Source organism: Megasphaera sp. SW808 (assembly GCF_012027795.1).
In the GTDB taxonomy this organism is placed as follows: domain Bacteria; phylum Bacillota; class Negativicutes; order Veillonellales; family Megasphaeraceae; genus Megasphaera; species Megasphaera stantonii.
The window spans coordinates 1-18,439 of the sequence record NZ_SJOT01000021.1 but is presented as its reverse complement, the minus strand read 5'-3'; the positions used below and the strand labels follow the sequence as shown (position 1 = coordinate 18,439).

Annotated in this window: 19 protein-coding genes; 16 read left to right on the top strand and 3 right to left on the bottom strand. The window is 52.6% G+C overall.

Annotated features, from left to right (window positions below; genetic code table 11):
* Positions 1-45: 45 nt before the first annotated feature.
* From E0L13_RS08455 to E0L13_RS08420, 8 genes are all read left to right on the top strand, one after another.
* Entirely contained in the window at positions 46-927 is an 882-nt protein-coding gene (locus E0L13_RS08455) for a phosphate ABC transporter substrate-binding protein (RefSeq protein WP_095629197.1), read from the top strand.
* An 18-nt stretch (positions 928-945) separates the two neighbouring features.
* Complete coding sequence (gene pstC, locus E0L13_RS08450) at positions 946-1,866, top strand: phosphate ABC transporter permease subunit PstC (protein ID WP_168061718.1); 921 nt, start codon at positions 946-948, stop codon at positions 1,864-1,866.
* A 3-nt stretch (positions 1,867-1,869) separates the two neighbouring features.
* A complete protein-coding gene (gene pstA / locus E0L13_RS08445) occupies positions 1,870-2,748 on the top strand; it encodes a phosphate ABC transporter permease PstA (protein ID WP_168061716.1) in 879 nt (292 codons plus the stop codon).
* Positions 2,748-3,608 carry a phosphate ABC transporter ATP-binding protein PstB gene (pstB, locus tag E0L13_RS08440; RefSeq protein ID WP_087476832.1) on the top strand — a complete coding sequence of 287 codons (861 nt, stop codon included), beginning with the start codon at positions 2,748-2,750 and terminating at the stop codon, positions 3,606-3,608. Before pstA ends, pstB begins: the two co-directional genes overlap by 1 nt.
* A gap of 13 nt (positions 3,609-3,621) precedes the next feature.
* Positions 3,622-4,269: a phosphate signaling complex protein PhoU gene (gene phoU / locus E0L13_RS08435; RefSeq protein ID WP_168061714.1), complete on the top strand. Its 648-nt coding sequence runs from the start codon at positions 3,622-3,624 to the stop codon at positions 4,267-4,269.
* Positions 4,270-4,399: 130 nt separating this feature from the next.
* The gene (locus E0L13_RS08430) at positions 4,400-5,002 is read left to right on the top strand and encodes a hypothetical protein (protein ID WP_168061712.1); all 603 of its coding nucleotides are present in this window, start codon (positions 4,400-4,402) and stop codon (positions 5,000-5,002) included.
* Positions 5,003-5,046: 44 nt separating this feature from the next.
* On the top strand, positions 5,047-6,291 hold the full coding sequence (locus E0L13_RS08425) for an HD domain-containing protein (RefSeq protein WP_168061710.1): 1,245 nt from the start codon (positions 5,047-5,049) through the stop codon (positions 6,289-6,291).
* 95 nt (positions 6,292-6,386) lie between these two features.
* On the top strand, positions 6,387-6,617 hold the full coding sequence (locus E0L13_RS08420) for a DUF1653 domain-containing protein (RefSeq protein WP_087476836.1): 231 nt from the start codon (positions 6,387-6,389) through the stop codon (positions 6,615-6,617).
* A 100-nt stretch (positions 6,618-6,717) separates the two neighbouring features.
* Here the strand turns inward: E0L13_RS08420 and E0L13_RS08415 are convergent, their stop codons facing one another.
* Positions 6,718-6,924 carry a DUF1858 domain-containing protein gene (locus tag E0L13_RS08415; protein ID WP_087476837.1) on the bottom strand — a complete coding sequence of 69 codons (207 nt, stop codon included), beginning with the start codon at positions 6,922-6,924 and terminating at the stop codon, positions 6,718-6,720.
* Positions 6,925-7,475: 551 nt separating this feature from the next.
* On the opposite strand from E0L13_RS08415, the gene E0L13_RS08410 reads away from it, so the two are divergent.
* Entirely contained in the window at positions 7,476-9,083 is a 1,608-nt protein-coding gene (locus tag E0L13_RS08410) for an L-lactate permease (RefSeq protein WP_168061761.1), read from the top strand.
* A 426-nt stretch (positions 9,084-9,509) separates the two neighbouring features.
* Here the strand turns inward: E0L13_RS08410 and E0L13_RS08405 are convergent, their stop codons facing one another.
* Complete coding sequence (locus E0L13_RS08405) at positions 9,510-10,445, bottom strand: YitT family protein (protein ID WP_087476839.1); 936 nt, start codon at positions 10,443-10,445, stop codon at positions 9,510-9,512.
* A gap of 201 nt (positions 10,446-10,646) precedes the next feature.
* On the opposite strand from E0L13_RS08405, the gene ispE reads away from it, so the two are divergent.
* The 7 genes from ispE to E0L13_RS08370 all read left to right on the top strand — a co-directional run bounded on the left by ispE (position 10,647) and on the right by E0L13_RS08370 (position 17,671).
* Positions 10,647-11,537 (top strand): 4-(cytidine 5'-diphospho)-2-C-methyl-D-erythritol kinase, encoded by an 891-nt coding sequence (ispE, locus tag E0L13_RS08400; RefSeq protein WP_168061708.1) that lies wholly within the window; start codon positions 10,647-10,649, stop codon positions 11,535-11,537.
* A complete protein-coding gene (locus E0L13_RS08395; RefSeq protein WP_087476841.1) occupies positions 11,515-12,243 on the top strand; it encodes a GntR family transcriptional regulator in 729 nt (242 codons plus the stop codon). Before ispE ends, E0L13_RS08395 begins: the two co-directional genes overlap by 23 nt.
* A 29-nt stretch (positions 12,244-12,272) precedes the next feature.
* Positions 12,273-12,443 carry a hypothetical protein gene (locus tag E0L13_RS08390; protein ID WP_168061706.1) on the top strand — a complete coding sequence of 57 codons (171 nt, stop codon included), beginning with the start codon at positions 12,273-12,275 and terminating at the stop codon, positions 12,441-12,443.
* Positions 12,444-12,484: 41 nt separating this feature from the next.
* Complete coding sequence (gene larA, locus E0L13_RS08385; protein WP_087476842.1) at positions 12,485-13,786, top strand: nickel-dependent lactate racemase; 1,302 nt, start codon at positions 12,485-12,487, stop codon at positions 13,784-13,786.
* Between the two features lie 221 nt (positions 13,787-14,007).
* Entirely contained in the window at positions 14,008-15,408 is a 1,401-nt protein-coding gene (locus tag E0L13_RS08380) for an FAD-binding oxidoreductase (protein WP_087476843.1), read from the top strand.
* 224 nt (positions 15,409-15,632) lie between these two features.
* Positions 15,633-16,328, top strand: a complete 696-nt coding sequence (locus E0L13_RS08375; protein ID WP_168061702.1) for a hypothetical protein — start codon at positions 15,633-15,635, stop codon at positions 16,326-16,328.
* A gap of 92 nt (positions 16,329-16,420) precedes the next feature.
* The gene (locus E0L13_RS08370; RefSeq protein ID WP_168061700.1) at positions 16,421-17,671 is read left to right on the top strand and encodes a sigma 54-interacting transcriptional regulator; all 1,251 of its coding nucleotides are present in this window, start codon (positions 16,421-16,423) and stop codon (positions 17,669-17,671) included.
* Positions 17,672-17,994: 323 nt separating this feature from the next.
* Here the strand turns inward: E0L13_RS08370 and E0L13_RS08365 are convergent.
* A partial coding sequence (locus E0L13_RS08365) for a UPF0236 family protein (protein WP_206081595.1) occupies positions 17,995-18,439 on the bottom strand: 445 nt, incomplete at its 5' end.

Sequence of the window (18,439 nt, the reverse complement as noted above, 5' to 3'; positions counted from 1 at the left end):
GAAGCACTCATAAACTTGTACTTGACAAAAGGAGAGGATCTTAATATGAAATTGAGAAAGTTAGTTCTTGCTGCATTAGCGGCAATGATGGTTGTCAGCGCAGCCGGCTGCGGCGGCGAACAGAAGAGCGAAAGCAGCTCGAATACGGCGGCTGTATCTGGCAGCATTACCGGCTCTGGTTCTTCTGCATTGCTTCCTTTGGTAAAAGATGCTGCGGAAAAGTTCAAAGCTAATAACAAAGACGTAACGATTACCTTAAACGCCGGCGGTTCCGGCACGGGCCTGAAACAGGTTTCCGACGGCTCCGTAGACATGGGCAACTCCGACGTACCGGCTGAAACGAAACTCGACAAAGCGAAAGCTGAAAAGCTCGTAGACCATAAAGTATGCGTTATGACTGTCGCTACCATCGTCAATAAAGACGTAGGCGTTAAGAACCTGACTCGTCAGCAGCTTCAGGATATCTTCACGGCTAAAGTTACAAACTGGAAAGATGTCGGCGGCCCGGACAAACCGATCGTCCTCGTAACTCGTCCGAAAACTTCCGGTACGCGAGCTCTCTTTAAACAGTACGCGATCAACGGTGCAGAAGAAGCAGACAACAAATCTCTCGAAACGGATAACTCCGGTATTCTTATCCAGAGCGTAGCGCAGAACCCCGGTGCTATTGGCTACGTAGCTCTTCCTTACCTCATTAACGACAAGAGCGTAGATGTTCTGTCCATCGACGGCGTAGAACCGACGCTGGAAAATACATACAGCGGTAAATATGCCGTATGGGGCTACGAACACATCTACACGAGCAAAGAACCGAAAGCTGCCGTTAAAGCCTTCCTTGAATACATTATGGGCGACGAATACGGCAAGCGCATTGAAGAACTTGGCTACGGCGTAAGCTCCAAGATGCAGACAAAAGAAGTTCACTAATCACACGGAGGGAATGTAATGAATGCAATCGAAGCGGCGGTCTCTAGAGCCCACCGAAGCGAGAAAGCAGCCCGGACCTTCATTACAGTATGCGGCATCGGTATGGCACTGGTGCCGTTTCTCATTGGGGCCTTTCTCTTTATAAAGGGTACAGATACCTTTTTCCTGTTTGGACATGGCGTCGGCGAGTTCTTATTCTCCGGCGAATGGAATCCGAGCGATACGGCAGAAGGCGGTGGCCAGGTCGGCGCGGCCAAGTTCCTGGCCGGTTCCCTCGTGACCTGCTTGTTGGCGCTGATTATTACGCTGCCCTTGAGTATTTCGTCGGCGATCTTCATGACGGAAATCGCGTCTCCCCGGACGCGCCGCCTGATTCAGCCGGCTATCGAATTGTTTACGGGGATTCCTTCCGTTGTCTACGGCTTCGTAGGCATGACGGTATTGATTCCCTTCCTGCGCAGCATCTTCCCCATGCCCTTCGGGTTTTCCGTATTGGCGGCGGGCATCGTGCTGGCTATCATGATTTTCCCGACGATTACGACCATGGCGGCCGACGCCATGGCGGCGGTGCCGAAGGCCTGGCGCGAAGCTTCGTACGGCCTCGGCGCTACGCGGTGGGAAACGATCGCTCACGTCGTACTTCCTGCGGCTAAGGGCGGCATTTTTACCGGCATTATCCTCGGCCTGGCCCGCGCCCTCGGCGAAGCCCTGGCAGTAGCCATGGTTATCGGCCAGATGAAGGTCTTCCCGACGTCGCTGTTCCTGCCGGCCAGCACCTTGACGACGGCTATTTCCGCCGACATGGGCGGGGCTATGGAAGGCGGCGAATACAGCGCGGCCTTGTGGACGATGGCCCTCATCCTGTTCCTCTTGTCCTTCCTGTTTATTTTCCTGATTCATCAGCTCAATGCAGCTTCCAGCTTAAAAGGAGGCAAATAATATATGATTAGCGTACAGTCCAAAAAGAGAATGGACAACATCATGACCAGCCTGTTTCTGTGCGGCGCCGGCTTCGCCGTCGTGCTGCTCGTAGCCTTCGTTGGCTTTGTCATCGTCGAAGGCTTCAGCGGCATGACGCCGGAAATGCTGTCCTTTACGGGAAGCGGCATGGGCAACATGTTCTTTAATACATTATATCTGGTATTCCTGGCGCTGATTGCCAGTACCATTACGGGTATTCCCGCTGGTATTTACCTAGCTGAATATGCAAAAAAAGGCCGCATTACCCACTGGGTTCGAATGGCTGTTGAAACACTGGCTTCTCTGCCGTCTATCGTCGTCGGCTTGTTCGGCTACTTGGTGTTCATCGTCATGACCGGTTCTCAATGGAACCTCTTTGCCGGTTCGCTGGCCGTATCTATCTTAACCTTGCCTCTCGTTACGTCCGTAACAGAAGAAGCACTGCGCAATTTGCCTGACAGCTACCGTCAGGGCAGCCTCGGCCTGGGCGCATCCCATTGGCAGACGATTTGGCGCGTGCTTCTGCCGGCTTGCTTCCCCCGCATTATGACCGGCCTCATCATGGCTGCCGGCCGCGGATTCGGCGAAGCCGCCGCCCTGATGTTTACTGCTGGTATGTCGACGGACATTAACTGGTCCAACTGGGATATTACGTCTACGTCTTGTCCCCTGAACCCCTTCCGTCCCGGCGAAACCCTGGCCCTGCACATCTGGGCCCTGCGGACGGAAGCCCTTCATGCCGATGCGGCTCAGCAGGCCGCCGCGTCTTCGGCTATTTTGATGATTCTCGTCGTATCGTTCAGCTTGGCTGCGCGGTATATGAGTTGGCGTATTGATAAGAAAATGGGAGGAAATAAATAATGGCAGAATTGACGACAACCTTATCCGGTTACGGCGCGGCGCAGCAGAAAGAAGCTTCGCAGGATGCTGCAGCTACTCGTGAGTTGGAAAAAGAAAGCGCGAAATTGACGGAAGCAACCTTTGACGTAACGGGACTGGATTTATTCTATGACCAGACGCAGGCGCTGAAGGATATTTCCATGAAGATAAATAAAAACGAAATTACGGCCTTCATCGGGCCGTCGGGCTGCGGAAAATCGACGTTCCTCAAAACGCTGAACCGCATGAACGACTGGGTAGAAGGCTGCCGCATTACGGGCAAGGTCCTCTTTGAAGGCAAGGATATTTTCAAGGAAGTCGATCCCCTGGCCCTGCGGTACCGCGTAGGCATGGTATTCCAGCAGCCGACGCCGTTCCCGAAGAGCGTCTTTGAAAACGTCGCCTATGGGCCGCGTATCCAAGGCATTTCCAATAAAAAAGAATTGGAAGAAATCGTTGAAAAAAGCCTGCGCGCCGCTGCTTGCTGGGACGAAATGAAGGACCGTCTCCATAAGAGCGCCTTAGGCTTGTCCGGCGGCCAGCAGCAGCGTCTGTGCATCGCCCGTACCCTGGCAGCCAATCCGTCGGTTATCCTCATGGACGAACCGACGTCGGCCCTGGACCCGATTTCTACGCAGAAGATCGAAGACCTGGCGCTGGAATTGAAGGAAAAATATACCATCGTCATCGTAACGCACAGCATGCAGCAGGCCCGCCGTATTTCCGACAAGACGGCCTTCTTCCTCCTGGGCGAATTGATCGAATACAACAACACGGTCGACATGTTTACCAATCCGTCGAATCCGAAAACAGAAGAATACATCACGGGCCGCTTCGGCTAATAGGGGGTTAAGCATGTTACAAACATATGAAAATTCTATGAAGGCGCTGAACCAAGAGCTGTCTGCTCTGGGACTCAGCATCGAGGCCGCCATCGATAAGACCTGGAAGGTCTTGGAAACCTTTGACGTCGAATTGGCCGACGAAGTGTATAACGGCGATACGGAAATCGACGAAAAGGTACGGGAATGCATGCGCATGGACTTGACCATTAGCATGACCCAGAGTCCTGTAGCCGCCGATTGGCGCAGTCTCATGGCCACGCTGAAGATTTTGTCCGACTTGGAACGCATTGCCGACCACTGCGCAGATATTTGCCGGTACGTCCATTTGCTGGCCGATACGGGCCATCCCATCGCGCCGCCGCCGGGACTGCGGGAAATGTACGGCGTCATGTCGTCCATGGTCAGCGACGTCCTCGATTTCTACAAGGGCAAGGACAGCGCTCAGGCCGAGCTGATGAAGGATAAGGACGACGTCGTCGACGTAGCCTTTACCCATCTGATGGAAGAAATTTCCGAACAGATGAACAAGGATTCCCAGAATTCCAAGCAGTACGTCACCTACGTGCTGATCGTCAAATATATTGAACGCATGGCCGACCATGCCAACAATATTGCCAACTGGGTTATTTACCGAGAAAAGAACGAAATCAATATTTAATCCATGTGCCCTTTCACCTGCCCGCACGTACGCGCGGCAGGTGATTTTTCATATGGGGCGAGCTCGACAGACGGGGAGAAGCATACTATAATAAACACCATAAGCGGTAATATAGGAGGAATTTATCAGCATGGGATTTTTTGACGCTTTGGTAAAATCAGATATAAACAGGACGCGCAGCGAAAAGATGTACGACGACGCGCTGAAATTGTTTAACTCGGCGCAGCTGCAGAACGAAACGCTGCCGCCGGCATTAAAAGCAGAAGTAGAAGGAGGAGAAGACTGCGACGTCCTTTCCCAGGGCAGCGGCCGGTTTGGCCACGATATGGGCAATCCCATACCCGTCAACGGCCCCTTCGGCGAAATGACCTACTTGTCGCGCCTCCGCCTGCGCAGCACTGGCTCGATGGTGTTTTTTCACAAGGTTGAAACGATCGGCCGCATCGACAAATTTGAGCTGGTCAACGTCAGCGGAAAGGTCGTCGACTACTTGTATCTGGACATGTATCATCCCCGGGCGTCGCGGCGCTATCCCGAAGGCTACACCCTGGAAAAAGAAGCCGTCTTTCCCCGCGGCGTCACGACGACTGTTCCCGATTTTCCCGCCGGCCTGTACAAGCTGATTAAAAAGGAGGCCAAGCAGCGCCTGGGCGTGGACGTAGCCGAAAAGGAAAGCGACCGCATCGATGTTGAACAGGCCCATGCTTCTATCCGGGAATTGCGGAAGCTATAAAGCTTTCTGGAATCCGGCTGCAGCTTCAAGAAAGGAGTGAAACGATGGAAAAGGCCTTTGCTTCTGTACGCATGGATGAGCATCATCCGAACTGGCAGATTGCCATCAGCCGCAAGGGCAGCCTGTATCGGCGGGAAGGAGATTTCCGCACGGAATTTGGCCGTGATTATACGCGCATCCTTCATTCGACGGCCTACAGCCGCCTCAAGCACAAGACCCAGGTGTTTTTTACGACGAAAAACGACCATATCTGCACGCGCATCGAGCACGTCAATCACGTCGCGTCCGTAAGCGGCACCATCGGCCGGTATTTGGGGCTGAATACGGAGCTCATCAGCGCCATTGCCAACGGCCACGACCTGGGCCACGCGCCTTTCGGCCATTTGGGAGAACGGGTATTGAGCCGCATCAGCCAGGCCGAGCTGGGAGAGACGTTTTGGCACGAACGGCAGGGCCTCCGCGTCGTCGACGATATGGAAACGCTGCTGGACCCGGCTGGTAAAATGAAAAACATGATGCTGACCTACGCCGTCCGCGACGGCATTATCAATCACTGCGGCGAAGTGCGGCAGACGGTGCTGCGCCCGCGGGAACACGTCGTCCCTCTGGAGTCGATTACCCGTCCTAACGAATACGAGCCCTATACCTGGGAAGGCTGCGTCGTCAAAATTGCCGATAAAATCGCCTATCTGGGCAGGGACATTGAAGACGCCGTGCGCCTGCGCATCCTGACGGAAGACGGCAAGCCCCTGGCCGAGCTGAAACAGCGGCTGAACGAGCAGCTTCACGCCCCTCTCCAGTCCTTGACCAATACGTCGATCATGTATCCCCTGATTACGGATATTTGCCGGGAAAGCACGCCGGAGAAGGGCCTGGTACTTTCAGAGTCCCATCTGAAGCTCATGGACGACGTCATGAAATTCAACTACGAGTACATCTACCGCAGCAAGCGGCTGGAAGTATATCATGCCTACGCCAGGCTGATTCTGGAATCGATTTACGTCATTTTGAAGGCCTGCTATGCCGGCGGTGATACGCTGCGGGAGCTGGAACGGCTGCGCCAGGACTATCCCACCTTAGGAAAACATTTTTTGGAGCGCATGAAGAAGTATTCCGATATTGGACGGGCCGTAGCCAGCCGGGATAAATACGGCAACGCCTTTGGCAACGCCGTGATATACTGCATCGCCGACGACGAAAAAGATTACCGGCTGGCCTGCATCGATTATATCGCCGGCATGACCGACACGTATGCAGAAAAAATTTTCGACGAGCTTACGACATTTTAATGGAAATATGGTATAATAATACGGCAGATTTAGAGACGATGCCGGACATGAGATTCGGCAGGAACATCAGATATGCGCAGGAGGGGTTCAGACTCATGAGAGATTTACCGCAGGCCCATGAAATATGGCGTCATTTTAAAAATAATATGTACGAAATCATTACGATTGCAGAGCATACGGAAACAGGTGAAAAGTTCGTCATCTATAAAGCGCTGCAGGATACGATGAAGACCTACGCCCGTCCGCTGAAGGACTTCATGAGCGAAGTGGACAAGGCAAAGTATCCGAAGGCAGATCAGGATTTCCGCTTTGTTAAAGTAAAATAAAACGGCGCTTATAACGCCGTTGGGTACGAAATAAGCCGCAGGGCAACGCTTCGACGCGCCGCCTGCGGCTTATTTTTTGCTGTGTATGATGTGAAAGATATTAGCCCTTCGCTGCGATGCATTCGTTGAGATCGGCGATGAGAGCGTCTACATCGATGCCGTGGGCGCCGGCGCCCTGGCCAATCGTTTCAAAATGGGCGGCCATGCAGCCGACGCAGCCCAGACCGTATTGCTGGAATACTTCGAGAATCTGGGGGTATTTCTGAACCGCTTCGATGATGCCTGTATCTTTTGTAATTTCTGCCATGATACATCCTCCTTGGTATAGTCTTTTCCGTATGTTTTGAAAGAACTTCCGGATTGCATCCTATTATACCATACTTTTTCAGTTTTGTATTGCCTGTTTGCAGGAATTTCTGCGGCAGCCTATAGATTACCTTGCTGTGGGAAGGGGAGTCAAGGATATATGTAAAAAAAGCATAGTAAAAATGATACGATTAAATACATAGAAATATAAAAGTGGAATAAATCGGTATGCTTATATCGAATGTGCGATAGATGAAAATGGGGGAAATATTTTGCTTTGCGAAAAGATTCAGAAAATAGTAAGATATTAAATGAAAAAGTTAAAAATATTAAGAGAGCCTGGATAAACAGATGAGCGAAAGGAATAGCAAATTTTTTTGCTTGCAATAATTAAATAGTATGTTGCATTATTCGATACATGCATTATAATAATAACAAAGGTTATTCTTTACACTACTAAAAGGAAAGGAGCGCAAAGTAATATTGTATGCTGAATGCCGTTGGAGTATGCGGCATTCGTAATGTTTTCTGTTTTTATGTATGAAAGGGTGAATTTGGATTATGATGGTATTTTTGGCAGTACTGCCGCTGTTATGGCTTATCGTTGCCTTGTCCATTTTAAAAGTACCGGCATGGAAAGCCTGCGGGGTTGCAGCAATTATTTCATTCATCGTCGCCGTCGTGCCCTTCGGTAAGGAAGCTGGCATCATGGCAACAGGCGCGCTGGAAGGCGTTGCCTTGGCTATCTGGCCTATTTTGTTAGTTATTACGTCGGCTATTTTCACGTATAACCTCGTCGTCCGCACCGGCGCTATGGAAACGATTAAGACGATGCTGACGTCTGTAAGCTCGGATATGCGTATCCTGTCCCTCCTCTTGGCTTGGGGCTTCGGCGCCTTCATGGAAGGCATGGCTGGTTTCGGTACGGCCGTTGCAATTCCGGCGGCTATGATGGTCGGCCTCGGCTTTCATCCGCTGAAATCTATCCTGGCCTGCCTGGTTGCGAACTCCGTTCCGACGACCTTCGGCTCTATCGCTATTCCGACGACGACCTTGGCGACGTTGACGCATCTTGATTCCGTCGGCCTGGGCCAGTTCATTGCAATTCAGCTCTTTATTCTTAATACATTAAGCCCGTTCTTCGTAGTTATGATCATGGGCGGCGGCCCGAAAGCCCTGAAAGGCGTATTCATGCCGACCCTGATTTCCGGCTTGGCCCTGTCCGTTCCGGAATTGCTCATCAACATGGCTATGGGTCCTGAACTGTCCGTTATCGTTCCGTCGGCTATTATCATGGGCTCCATCGTCGTCTGCGCGAAGATCTTCAAGACCGACGATCCGGAATACCGCGTCGAAGCTGAAGTTCGTCAGATTTCTTCCAGCGAAGGTATCAGCGCGACCATGCCGTTTATCTTGATCTTCGTGTTGTTAATCATTACGTCTAAGTTCTTCCCGTTCATCAACGGCCCGCTCAGCGCATTTAAGACGTCTGTTCAGATTTATGCCGGCCCCGGCGCTTCCCCCTATACCTTCGTATGGGTTGCTACGCCTGGCATCATGATCTTCCTCTCGGCATTCCTCGGCGGCGCATATCAAAAAGCTGGCCTTGGCAAAATGCTCGGCGTTTTGGGTGATACGTTCAAAGGCCTGAAATTTACGTACATTACGATTATCTGCGTTGTCATGACGGCTAAATTGATGACGTACAGCGGCATGACCGCTGAAATCGCCGGCGCTCTCGTCGCTGCGACGGGCTCCATGTATCCGGCCTTTGCTCCTCTCGTAGGCGCTCTCGGCGCATTCATCACCGGTTCCGGCACGAACGCCAACGTCCTCTTCGGGCCCTTGCAGACGGCGGCTGCCGCGCAGATGGTTCCCGGCGACACGGGCTTGGCTATGTGGCTCGCAGCTACGAACTCCGCAGGCGCAGGCATCGGCAAGATGTTCTCCCCGCAGAGTATCGCTATCGGCATCGGCGCTGTTGCTCCGGCCTTGGAAGCTTATATTTCTGAAAAGAAAGTGGAAAGCGGCGAAGCGGACAGCCTGCGTCAGAGCATTCAGGCCAACGTCATTATGCAGAGCATTGCGAAGTACTTCGTTATCTATATCGTAGTCGCTGGCCTCTGCGCTTACTTCGGCTTGAGCATGTTCGTTCACTAAACACATACTTGAATAAGCAAAACAGGAATCTGCTTCGGCAGGTTCCTGTTTTTTTGATATCCGCTGCCTGTTTCTATTCCTCCTTATAATGAAGCTCGCTGCTTGCAGTTCCTGGAAGGCGAGAAACATATAATTGGCCAATGCTTTGTCTGTTGAAGACTGGCTGTTTAATTATTTTATGTGCTGCCGCTGCGGGGCGGCGGCGATGTCATAGGTTGTGCGTGTCATTGCGAGGATACGCCAAGACAGGGCTTTGAGGCGGCGCAGCGGCTGCCTTTTCCGTGATTTGCTGTCAAAATAACTTTGCAGAGGCAGGAGCTGTGTCCTGCCTTAGGTATGGGCTTTTCTTTTGCTGCCCGACAGGCGCGGCGAGGGATAAAAAATCGCTGCCTGCCGTAACGGACAGCAGACAGCGCATGTACCGGATTAATATTCCGGCGGCATATTTTTCTTGGTTCGCGGCATTTTCAAGGCGTCGCCCGGCGAATCGTGGTATTTTACGGACGGTCCTGTAAAGCCGCGGCCGACGACTTCCGAGGCGTCGCTGATGATCATGAAGGCTCCAGGGTCGATTTTGTTGACCAGTTCCTTGATCTTGGCGATTTCCGTCAGCTTGATGACGGCGTAGATAATGCGTTTATCCTGCATGGTATAAGCTCCCTGGCCGTACAGGTACGTCGCGCCGTGGCCGATGTAGCGCATGAGCAGGTTGGCGATTTCTTCCGCATGGTTGGAAATGATAAAGACCGATTTCCGCTGCTTCAGGCCGATGACGACCTTGTTGGTAATGAAGGCCGTAATATAGGTGCTGACGAAGGTGAGAACGGCCATTTCCAGGGAAAACATGTAGGCGGCGGCGACGAGGATGAGGGAGTTGATGACCATGACGACGTTGCCCATTTCCAGGGAATAGTATTTCTTTACGATGGCTCCGACGACGTCCAGGCCGCCGCTGTTGCCGTTGTATTTGTATAAAATGCCGAATCCCAGGCCCGATACCAGGCCGCCGGTGATGCTGGAGATCATCGGGTCCTTGACGATGTCCCACGTTGAAAGGAAGGCCGTCGCGTCGGCCAGTACGGAGAAGATAGCCGTGCCGACGATGCTGAGGATGGTATATTGCCGTCCCATGAATTTGTAGCAGGCAATCATAATCGGTATGTTGAGGGCGAAAATACCTACGCCGACAGGCAGGCCCACGGCGAAGTAAAACATGATGGCTACGCCGCCGATGCCGCTGCTGAGCAGGTGATGGGGGATGAAAAAGGCATTCATGCCGACGGTTACGATGAGACAGCCGATGAAGGAGGCAATATAGGGAATTGCCAATTGTTTCAGCGATGTGTCCTGTGTTGTTTTCATGTTCTTTGCTCCTGTAAAAATGCGGAAAGAATTGTAAAATAAAGAAAAAAACGGTATAATTAAAAGTAACGCCGCTGCATCAGTATGTACAGTGGCAATGGATAACAAGGGCCGTTTGCCGTTGTTGTCTCACATTATAACATAGGAATTTTTTAATTCAATACGGATTGCACATTTTGCATTCGAAATGGAGAGCTGGGAATGATAGAAGAGATAGGCTGCGGAAAAATTAATTTGGCCCTGGCGATTACAGGCCGGCGGGACGACGGATACCACGATATCGACACGATATTTCAATCTATCGGCTTGCACGACGTAATCCGCTTGGAAGAGGCAGATGAATTTTTGCTGACCTGTTCGAATCCGGCGCTGGCCTGCGACGAGACGAATTTAGCGTATAAAGCTTATAAAGCGCTGCTTCCGTACCGCCGCGGCCCGAAAGGCGTTCGCATTCATATCGAAAAGAACATTCCCGTTGCGGCGGGGCTGGCCGGCGGCAGCACGGACTGCGCAGCCGTGCTGCGGGGGCTCAATCGCCTGTGGCGACTGGGCCTGACGACGGAAGAGCTGTGCCGCATCGGCGCGTCTATCGGCGCCGACGTCCCCTTTTGCGTCTGCGGCGGGACGATGCGGGGCCGGGGTATTGGCGAGGTATTGACGCCGCTGCCGCCGCTGCCTGCGCGGCCTGTCCTCATCGTGCATCCGCCGGTGCCGGTCTATACGGGGAAGGCCTACTCCTTATTCGACACGATGCCCCGTTTGCAGGGCGTAGCCGTAGACGAGGCGGCGAAGGCCGTAGAAGCCGCCGATTTTGAAGGGCTGGAAGCCCATATGGGCAACACCTTTGAAGAACTGGTCATTCCCGACGTGCCGATGATAGACACGTGCCGTGCCATGCTGCGCCGTCAGGGCCTGCGGCCTCTCATGGCCGGCAGCGGGCCCACCGTATTTGCCCTGGTGCCGCCGTCGGCATCGGCCGGCGACATATACCAGGCCGTTGCGGCAGAGGCGAAAGACCGGGGAATCGATGTATATATAAGTTCGTTAGTGGAAGGAAATGGCGAGCCATATGAAGAAAACGACGGGATATAAATTAGAGCCCATTCAGTTAGACGTATATAGACCGTTGCGCGATGTCGTCAGCGACGTGCTGCGCCAGGCCATTAAGGACGGCGTGCTGAAGCCCGGCGAGCGGCTGATGGAAATCCGCCTGGCCGAGGAGCTGGGCGTGAGCAGGACGCCGATTCGCGAGGCCATCCGGAAATTGGAGCAAGAAGGGTTTGTCGTCATGGTGCCCCGGCGCGGCACCTATGTGGCCGATATTTCGCTGAAGGATATTTCCCAGGTTTTTGAAATCCGCGGCGCCTTGGAAGAGCTGGCCGCCGGCCTGGCCGCCGAGCGCATCACGCCGGACGAGCTGGAGCGTCTGGAACGGATATTGGTGGAAATCAACGAATACATGGCTCACGACGACTTTGATAAGATCGTCGACGCCGACGTCCGCTTTCATGACGTCCTGTACCAGGCCAGCCGGAATCAGCGCCTCGTCGACATCCTGCATAATCTGAGAGAGCAGATGCTCCGCTTCCGCTCCATATCCATGCATTATCCGGGCCGCCTGGCGGCTACGTGGGAAGAACACCGGCAGATGGTGGAAAACATTGCCAACCATAACAGCGCCATGGCCCGCAAGGTAGCAAAGAAGCATATGGAAAATTCGGAAAAGACCCTGCTCAAGGGCATCAGTCAGGACGAAGAGTCGGCTCGTCAGATTCATGAATTGTTTCCCCATTCGTAACGGCTGCGGCCGGTAAAGAGGGCGATCGTATGCTGCATTCGTTTGTGCATTTTGTCAGCTTAGTCAGAAATAAAGAGAAAAATATGGACGAGTACGAACATTTTTTGTGCGTGCTGACCATCGTCTTGTTCGTACTGTTGCTGGTGCGCTCCTTAGTCGCCTTGTACATGGGACGATGGAATTTATTTACAGATATATGAGGAAGGCTTGTTAATTATTGTTATATAAAGGGGATATGTGCATGAAAACTTTTTCGCTTCCCTGCGGCAAAGGGACACAAACCGTTTCGTTGGAAGAAAGCCATATGTTATACGACCTGCACGGCAACGACGTAGCTGTCGCCGCCGATGAACAGGCCGCAGTACGCCAGGCCCTGCGCCAGCCTGTAGGCAGCGCGCCCCTGCGCGACGTCATCCAGGCCGGCGATACCGTGGCCATCATCGTCAGCGATATTACCCGCCTGGTCCATACGGATATCATGCTGCCGGTTATCGTAGAGGAATTGAACTCCATCGGCGTGAAGGACGAGCAGATCACCGTCATTACGGCCCAGGGCACCCATCGGGCCCATACGCCGGAAGAAGACGCCATCGTCTGCGGCCAGGAGATGGCGAAGCGCCTGCGCATCGTCAACCACGACTGCCGCAACGACGAGGCTTTGACCTGCATCGGCACGACGACCTATGGAAACGACGTATATATCAACGCCGAAGCGGTTAAGGCTGATAAGGTCATTTTGACCGGCTCCGTGTCTTTCCATCCCATGGCTGGATTCGGCGGCGGGCGAAAGGCCGTGCTGCCCGGCATTGCCGGATACGACACGATTATGCGCAATCACGCCATGGCCTTGACAGAAGACGTCGGCGGCGGCTGCAATCCCTTATGCGAAACGAGCCTGCTGGAACACAACCCCCTTCATGACGACATGCGTCAGGCGGCGGAAATGCTGAACCCGGCCTACCTGGTCAATACGGTGTTTACGGCCGACGGCGAGTTATACGAAGTCGTAGGCGGCCACTGGTACGAAGCGTGGAAAAAGGGATGCGACGATTTACTGCGCATTGCCAGCGTTCCGATTCAGGAGCTGTCGGACGTCACGATCGGTTCGGCCGGCGGATATCCTAAGGACATGAACCTGTATCAAAGCATGAAGGCCCATATGAACTCCGTCTTTGCGACGAAGCCCGGCGGCATTATGATTTTCACCTTAGATTGCCCGGACATTAAGGAACCGGCTATTTTTACCAATTGGTTTTTCCGCAGCAACATGGAAGAGTTTGAACGGGATTTGCGCGCTGATTTCTCGATTCCCGCCTTCGTGGCCTTTAAATCGCGCTGCATCATCAATTCCATGAAGCAGGTATATGTCGTTACCCGGCCGGAAAACTTTGATATTATCCGCCAGAGCGGCCAGATTCCGGCGGCGACGCTGGAAGAAGCCTGGACTATGGCGCAGGAAGAATTGAAGCGGGAAGGAAAGGACGACTATACGGTGACCGTTATGGGACACGCCTCGGCTACCTTCCCGGTACTGCAGAAATAAGACAGACGGGCTGACCCGAAGCGAACTGCTTCGGGTTATACGTTTTACTCATGATTTATGCATAAAAATCATGGTTAGGAATGATAAAACTGTATAGTCTTTTTCTGGGCAAGGCAAGACAAATGAAATGGCCTGTATTATAATAAGCGTATTCAACTGATTTGTTGCAGCTGCAGAAACGGAAGTTGCAGTATATCGTAAAAAAGGGGATGCAGTTAGTTATGAAACAATATAATCCGGTTACAGAAGAAGTCGTCAAGGCTCTTCAGGACGTCGTCGGGGAAAAATACGTCAAAACGGCGCCCGACGTATTAGATGTGTATAAATCTGACGAAAGCCTGGCGCCGTCGTATTGGCGCACGCCGGAAGTCGTCGTGCTGCCGGCCAATACGGAAGAAGTGGCTGAAATCGTCAAGATCGCTAATAAATACAACGTTCCCGTTACGCCGCGAAGCGCCGGCACCAGCGTCAGCTGCGGCGCCGTGCCGGTATATCATGGCATCGTCCTGCTGATGGAACGGATGAACCGCATTTTGGAAGTCAATGAAGAAGGTATGTACATGGTTGTCGAAGCAGGCGTGCGTACGATCGATATCCAAAATTTGGCTAAGTCCAAAGGCCTGCTGTACGCCGGCGACCCGTGCAGCTCCGACAGCTGCCTCATCGGCGGCAACCTGGCTACCAACGCCGGCGGCAACAAAGCTGTGCGCTACGGCACGACCCGTCATCAGGTATACGCTATTGAAGTCGTCCTGCCGAACGGCAAGATCGCTAACCTCGGCGCGCCTTTGAAGAAATGCTCGACAGGCTTCTGCCTCGACCAGCTGGTCATCGGCTCGGAAGGCACGCTGGGCATTATTACAAAGGCGACGCTGAAGCTCGTGCCCCTGTGCCCGTACCGCCTCGACGTATTGGCCGTCTTTACCGATCTGGGCAAAGCTACGGCCCTGGTACCGAACTTGATTAAGGCCGGACTCAATCCGACGTCCGTCGAATTTATGGATAACAACTTCGTCCGCAGCGCCAGCGATTACAGCGACCTGCGCCTGCCTCATTATGAAGACGGTTACTACGATATCATTTCGATTGAAACGTTCAATGAAGACGAACTGGACGACAAGATGGAAAAATTGGCGGCCATTTGCGAAGCCTGCGGCGCAACGGACGTCGTAGAAGCCGACGACAGAGTGTGGACAGTTCGCCGCAACTGCCTGGAAAGCACGCGGGTGTTCTCCAAGGTCGCCACGTCGGAAGATTTGGTCGTACCGGTCACGAAGATTGCCGACTGCATACAGTCCTTAGTCGAAGAAAGCAAGAAATACGACTTCCGCGTATTCTGCCTGGCTCACGCCGGCGACGGCAACCTCCATTTCCAAATCCTGAAATGCGATATGAGCGATGAAGAATGGGAAAAACAGCTGGAAGAATTCCGCGACGTCGCCTATAAATACGTATACGGCTTAGGCGGCCGCTTGTCCGGCGAACACGGCATCGGCTTTAAGCGCCTCGACTACATGGAAAAATACACCGACCCGGTAGAGCTGGAACTCATGAAGTCCATTAAACGGGCTATCGACCCCAACTGGATTTTAAACCCCGGCAAGGTCATCAGCGCCGACTAATGTTCTGGAATAGATAAGCAAATACGCAGCGCCCCGATAGGAAATCGTGAAGACATGATTTCCTATCGGGGCGTTTTTTGTTATGTGAAAGGTCCTTTCATGAAATTGGACATATATTTGACGGCATGAAGGGCAAAAATACAGTCAATGGCCGAAAGGAATGGTATAATAGTATATATGTGAGATAACGGTAATTTGTCGGATAGAGGAGCGTGACGATACAGTTGACAAAACTAGATATAAAGAATCTATTTAACCCGCAGCATATCCTCCATGTCGGCAACATGCGGGCGAAATTTTTTGCCAGCGGCAGCTTTGACGGCATTACAGACGTGCGGGAGGAAATTTTACATGGCTGGAAAGTATCCTACGACAGAGGCTACCGTACGCCTGATTTCAAAAAGCCCGTCGTGACGGACCTGTACCTGCGCACGCAGAAGGAGGAAGAACTGCTGGCCATCGCCGTGCCGTATATGGAGCGTCTGTATACGTTTTTGCAGAACGACACCTTTTGGATTACCCTATTGGATCGCGACGGCGTCATCTTAAAGCTGGTAGGGTCGGATACGATGCTGAAGGAGCTGGCGGCGACAGGCCTGATCGAAGGCTCCAATCGGGGAAGCGACGCGCCCTACGGCGGGCTGTTTCACTTGGTCTTTACGTATAAAAAGCCCTTTATCCTGGTATCGACGGAGCATGCCTCGTCTATTGACGACAACCTGGCCGGCGGCGCCTGCCCTATCGTCGACCCAGAGACGAAGGAGATTTTAGGCTTTATCGCCGTATCGGGCCATTGGTGGTATTCCCATCTGCATACGCTGGGATTGGCCGTCATCGCGGCGGAAGCCATTTCCAAGCAGTATGCATTGGAAAAAGCGACGAAGCGCTTGTACGCTATGAGTCAATCCCTAAAAAAGTAAACTCCCGGCTATATACGACGCTGGACAGCATTAAGACGGGCATCATTTACTGTAATGAAGAGGGAACCGTCAAAGTCATCAATGAAGGCGCTGTGAAATTGCTGGGAATTAAGAAGGACTTGAAGGATGTGCCGGGAACGAACGTCTGCCCGTATTTTGACTCGAAGCTGTCTATGGATAAAATCGCCGCCAATACGAAGAACGGCGAAACGTACTGCTACGAGCTGGTCAGCTCGGGTTGCCCCGATTTTGTCTACAAACGGAACTACCTGCTGTACTGCTATATCCGCCGCATCAATATCGGCGAAAAAGAGCAGGAATATATTATTACCCTGTCGAAGCAGACCGAAGCCCATCTGAATGCGACCAAGATGATCTATGCCGAGCCGACGTTCAGCTTCGACGACATTATCGGCTCGTCCGACGCGATTCGCCAGGTGAAAACCATCGCCGAACTAGGGGCGGCCCATAATCCGTCGATTTTAATTACCGGCGAGAGTGGAACGGGGAAGGAATTGTTCGCCCAGTCCATTCACAACGCCAGCAGCCGGCGGAATGGCCCCTTTGTGGCGATTAACTGCGGCGCCATCCCGCGGACCCTCATAGAAAGCGAGCTCTTCGGTTATGAAAAGGGCGCCTTTACCGGCGCCGATAAGAAGGGGCATCCGGGCAAGTTTGAGCTGGCGAATGGCGGCACCTTGTTTTTAGACGAAATCGGCGACATGCCCTACGACGTCCAGGTGACGCTGCTGCGCGTGCTGCAGACGCAGACGGTGACGCGCATCGGCGGCACGAAGCCCATACAGATCGACGTCCGCATCGTGTCGGCTACGAACAAGGATCTGCGCAAGTGCATTGAAAACCATACCTTCCGCGAAGATTTGTATTACCGCCTCAACGTGTTTACCATTCCCTTGCCGCCGCTGCGGGAACGGGGCCGGGACATAGAGGAAATTGCCCGGTATTTCTTGACAGTCTATAATAAAATTTACAATAAGCACGTCGCCGACATATCGGAAGACGTCCTTCGGGCCTTTCACGCTTACCGGTGGCCCGGCAATATCCGGGAACTGGAAAACGTGATGGAACGAGCCGTTATCTTGTGTAAACGGGACTATGTCACGCTGATAGATATTCCCGACGCCATTGGGCGGAGGGCTGATGAGGCTGCGCCGCCGCTGGCCGTAGGCTGGCCCCTGCGGCATGAAAGAGAACGGATCGAATCGGCCTTGAAGGAGCATAAGGGAAATATGTCCCATGCGGCGAAGGGGCTTGGGATGAGCCGGCCGACCTTGTACAAGCGCGTCAAGGAGTATGGCATCGATAAACGAAATTTTGAGTGACGAAATGAATAAGCCAGTACTTGCAGCCTACTGCCAGTACTGGTTTTTGTTGTCGCCGAATAGGCATGATAAAACCCCTAGTTACACTAGGGGTAGACATATACTCCTTATAGAAAAAGAAAGAACCTCCTATGATACAATGGAAATGGTCTGGCAACCACATCCCTGTATAGAATAGGAGGTTCTTGTCAATGAATGACGTAAAAAGTTTATCACATAGCAAGTGGAGATGTAAATATCATATTGTATTCGGACAGTGTCAAGTTGTTGTGGGTATATATTTGACAGAAACCTCTTGGCATGTAAATCCAGCCTTTTAGTATCTAATGTATATGGTGATATCCACTGTTTTGGATATCTTTCATCCATCTTCCGTGTAATGCGCCTTCGCTCCCCGGCATATGGAAGCTGTGCTCTGCATCATACACGCAGTACGGCAGCCGCCGGCGTCGGCATTGCCGCGTCAGTTCCTGTGGATTCAGGTCTGGTACTGTATTGATGGTTTTCTTCGTCAGGCAATCCAAGGCATAGCGCCACACGTCGCCGCCGTTTTCTGCCAACGTCCGCAATCGGGCAATCCGTTCCGCCCCATCCTTACTCCAGCCCATTCCACGTGAGCTCAGCCGGGCCGACAGGATATGACTGACATGCCCTTCCGTACTGCTGGCGAATGTCTCCCGGTGCTGCAGCCAGTCCCGAATTCCTTCCCAATGGTTTAGGATATATTGTTGACCTTTGCGAATCGCCTTTCTCCGATACGGACGGTGC

Excerpts from the sequence above, each read along its gene's own strand:
- E0L13_RS08455 (WP_095629197.1), top strand. The coding sequence starts at position 46 with ATGAAATTGAGAAAGTTAGTTCTTGCTGCATTAGCGGCAATGATGGTT.
- pstC (WP_168061718.1), top strand. The coding sequence starts at position 946 with ATGAATGCAATCGAAGCGGCGGTCTCTAGAGCCCACCGAAGCGAGAAA.
- pstA (WP_168061716.1), top strand. The coding sequence starts at position 1,870 with ATGATTAGCGTACAGTCCAAAAAGAGAATGGACAACATCATGACCAGC.
- pstB (WP_087476832.1), top strand. The coding sequence starts at position 2,748 with ATGGCAGAATTGACGACAACCTTATCCGGTTACGGCGCGGCGCAGCAG.
- phoU (WP_168061714.1), top strand. The coding sequence starts at position 3,622 with ATGTTACAAACATATGAAAATTCTATGAAGGCGCTGAACCAAGAGCTG.
- E0L13_RS08430 (WP_168061712.1), top strand. The coding sequence starts at position 4,400 with ATGGGATTTTTTGACGCTTTGGTAAAATCAGATATAAACAGGACGCGC.
- E0L13_RS08425 (WP_168061710.1), top strand. The coding sequence starts at position 5,047 with ATGGAAAAGGCCTTTGCTTCTGTACGCATGGATGAGCATCATCCGAAC.
- E0L13_RS08420 (WP_087476836.1), top strand. The coding sequence starts at position 6,387 with ATGAGAGATTTACCGCAGGCCCATGAAATATGGCGTCATTTTAAAAAT.
- E0L13_RS08415 (WP_087476837.1), bottom strand. The coding sequence starts at position 6,924 with ATGGCAGAAATTACAAAAGATACAGGCATCATCGAAGCGGTTCAGAAA.
- E0L13_RS08405 (WP_087476839.1), bottom strand. The coding sequence starts at position 10,445 with ATGAAAACAACACAGGACACATCGCTGAAACAATTGGCAATTCCCTAT.
- ispE (WP_168061708.1), top strand. The coding sequence starts at position 10,647 with ATGATAGAAGAGATAGGCTGCGGAAAAATTAATTTGGCCCTGGCGATT.
- E0L13_RS08395 (WP_087476841.1), top strand. The coding sequence starts at position 11,515 with ATGAAGAAAACGACGGGATATAAATTAGAGCCCATTCAGTTAGACGTA.
- E0L13_RS08390 (WP_168061706.1), top strand. The coding sequence starts at position 12,273 with ATGCTGCATTCGTTTGTGCATTTTGTCAGCTTAGTCAGAAATAAAGAG.
- larA (WP_087476842.1), top strand. The coding sequence starts at position 12,485 with ATGAAAACTTTTTCGCTTCCCTGCGGCAAAGGGACACAAACCGTTTCG.
- E0L13_RS08380 (WP_087476843.1), top strand. The coding sequence starts at position 14,008 with ATGAAACAATATAATCCGGTTACAGAAGAAGTCGTCAAGGCTCTTCAG.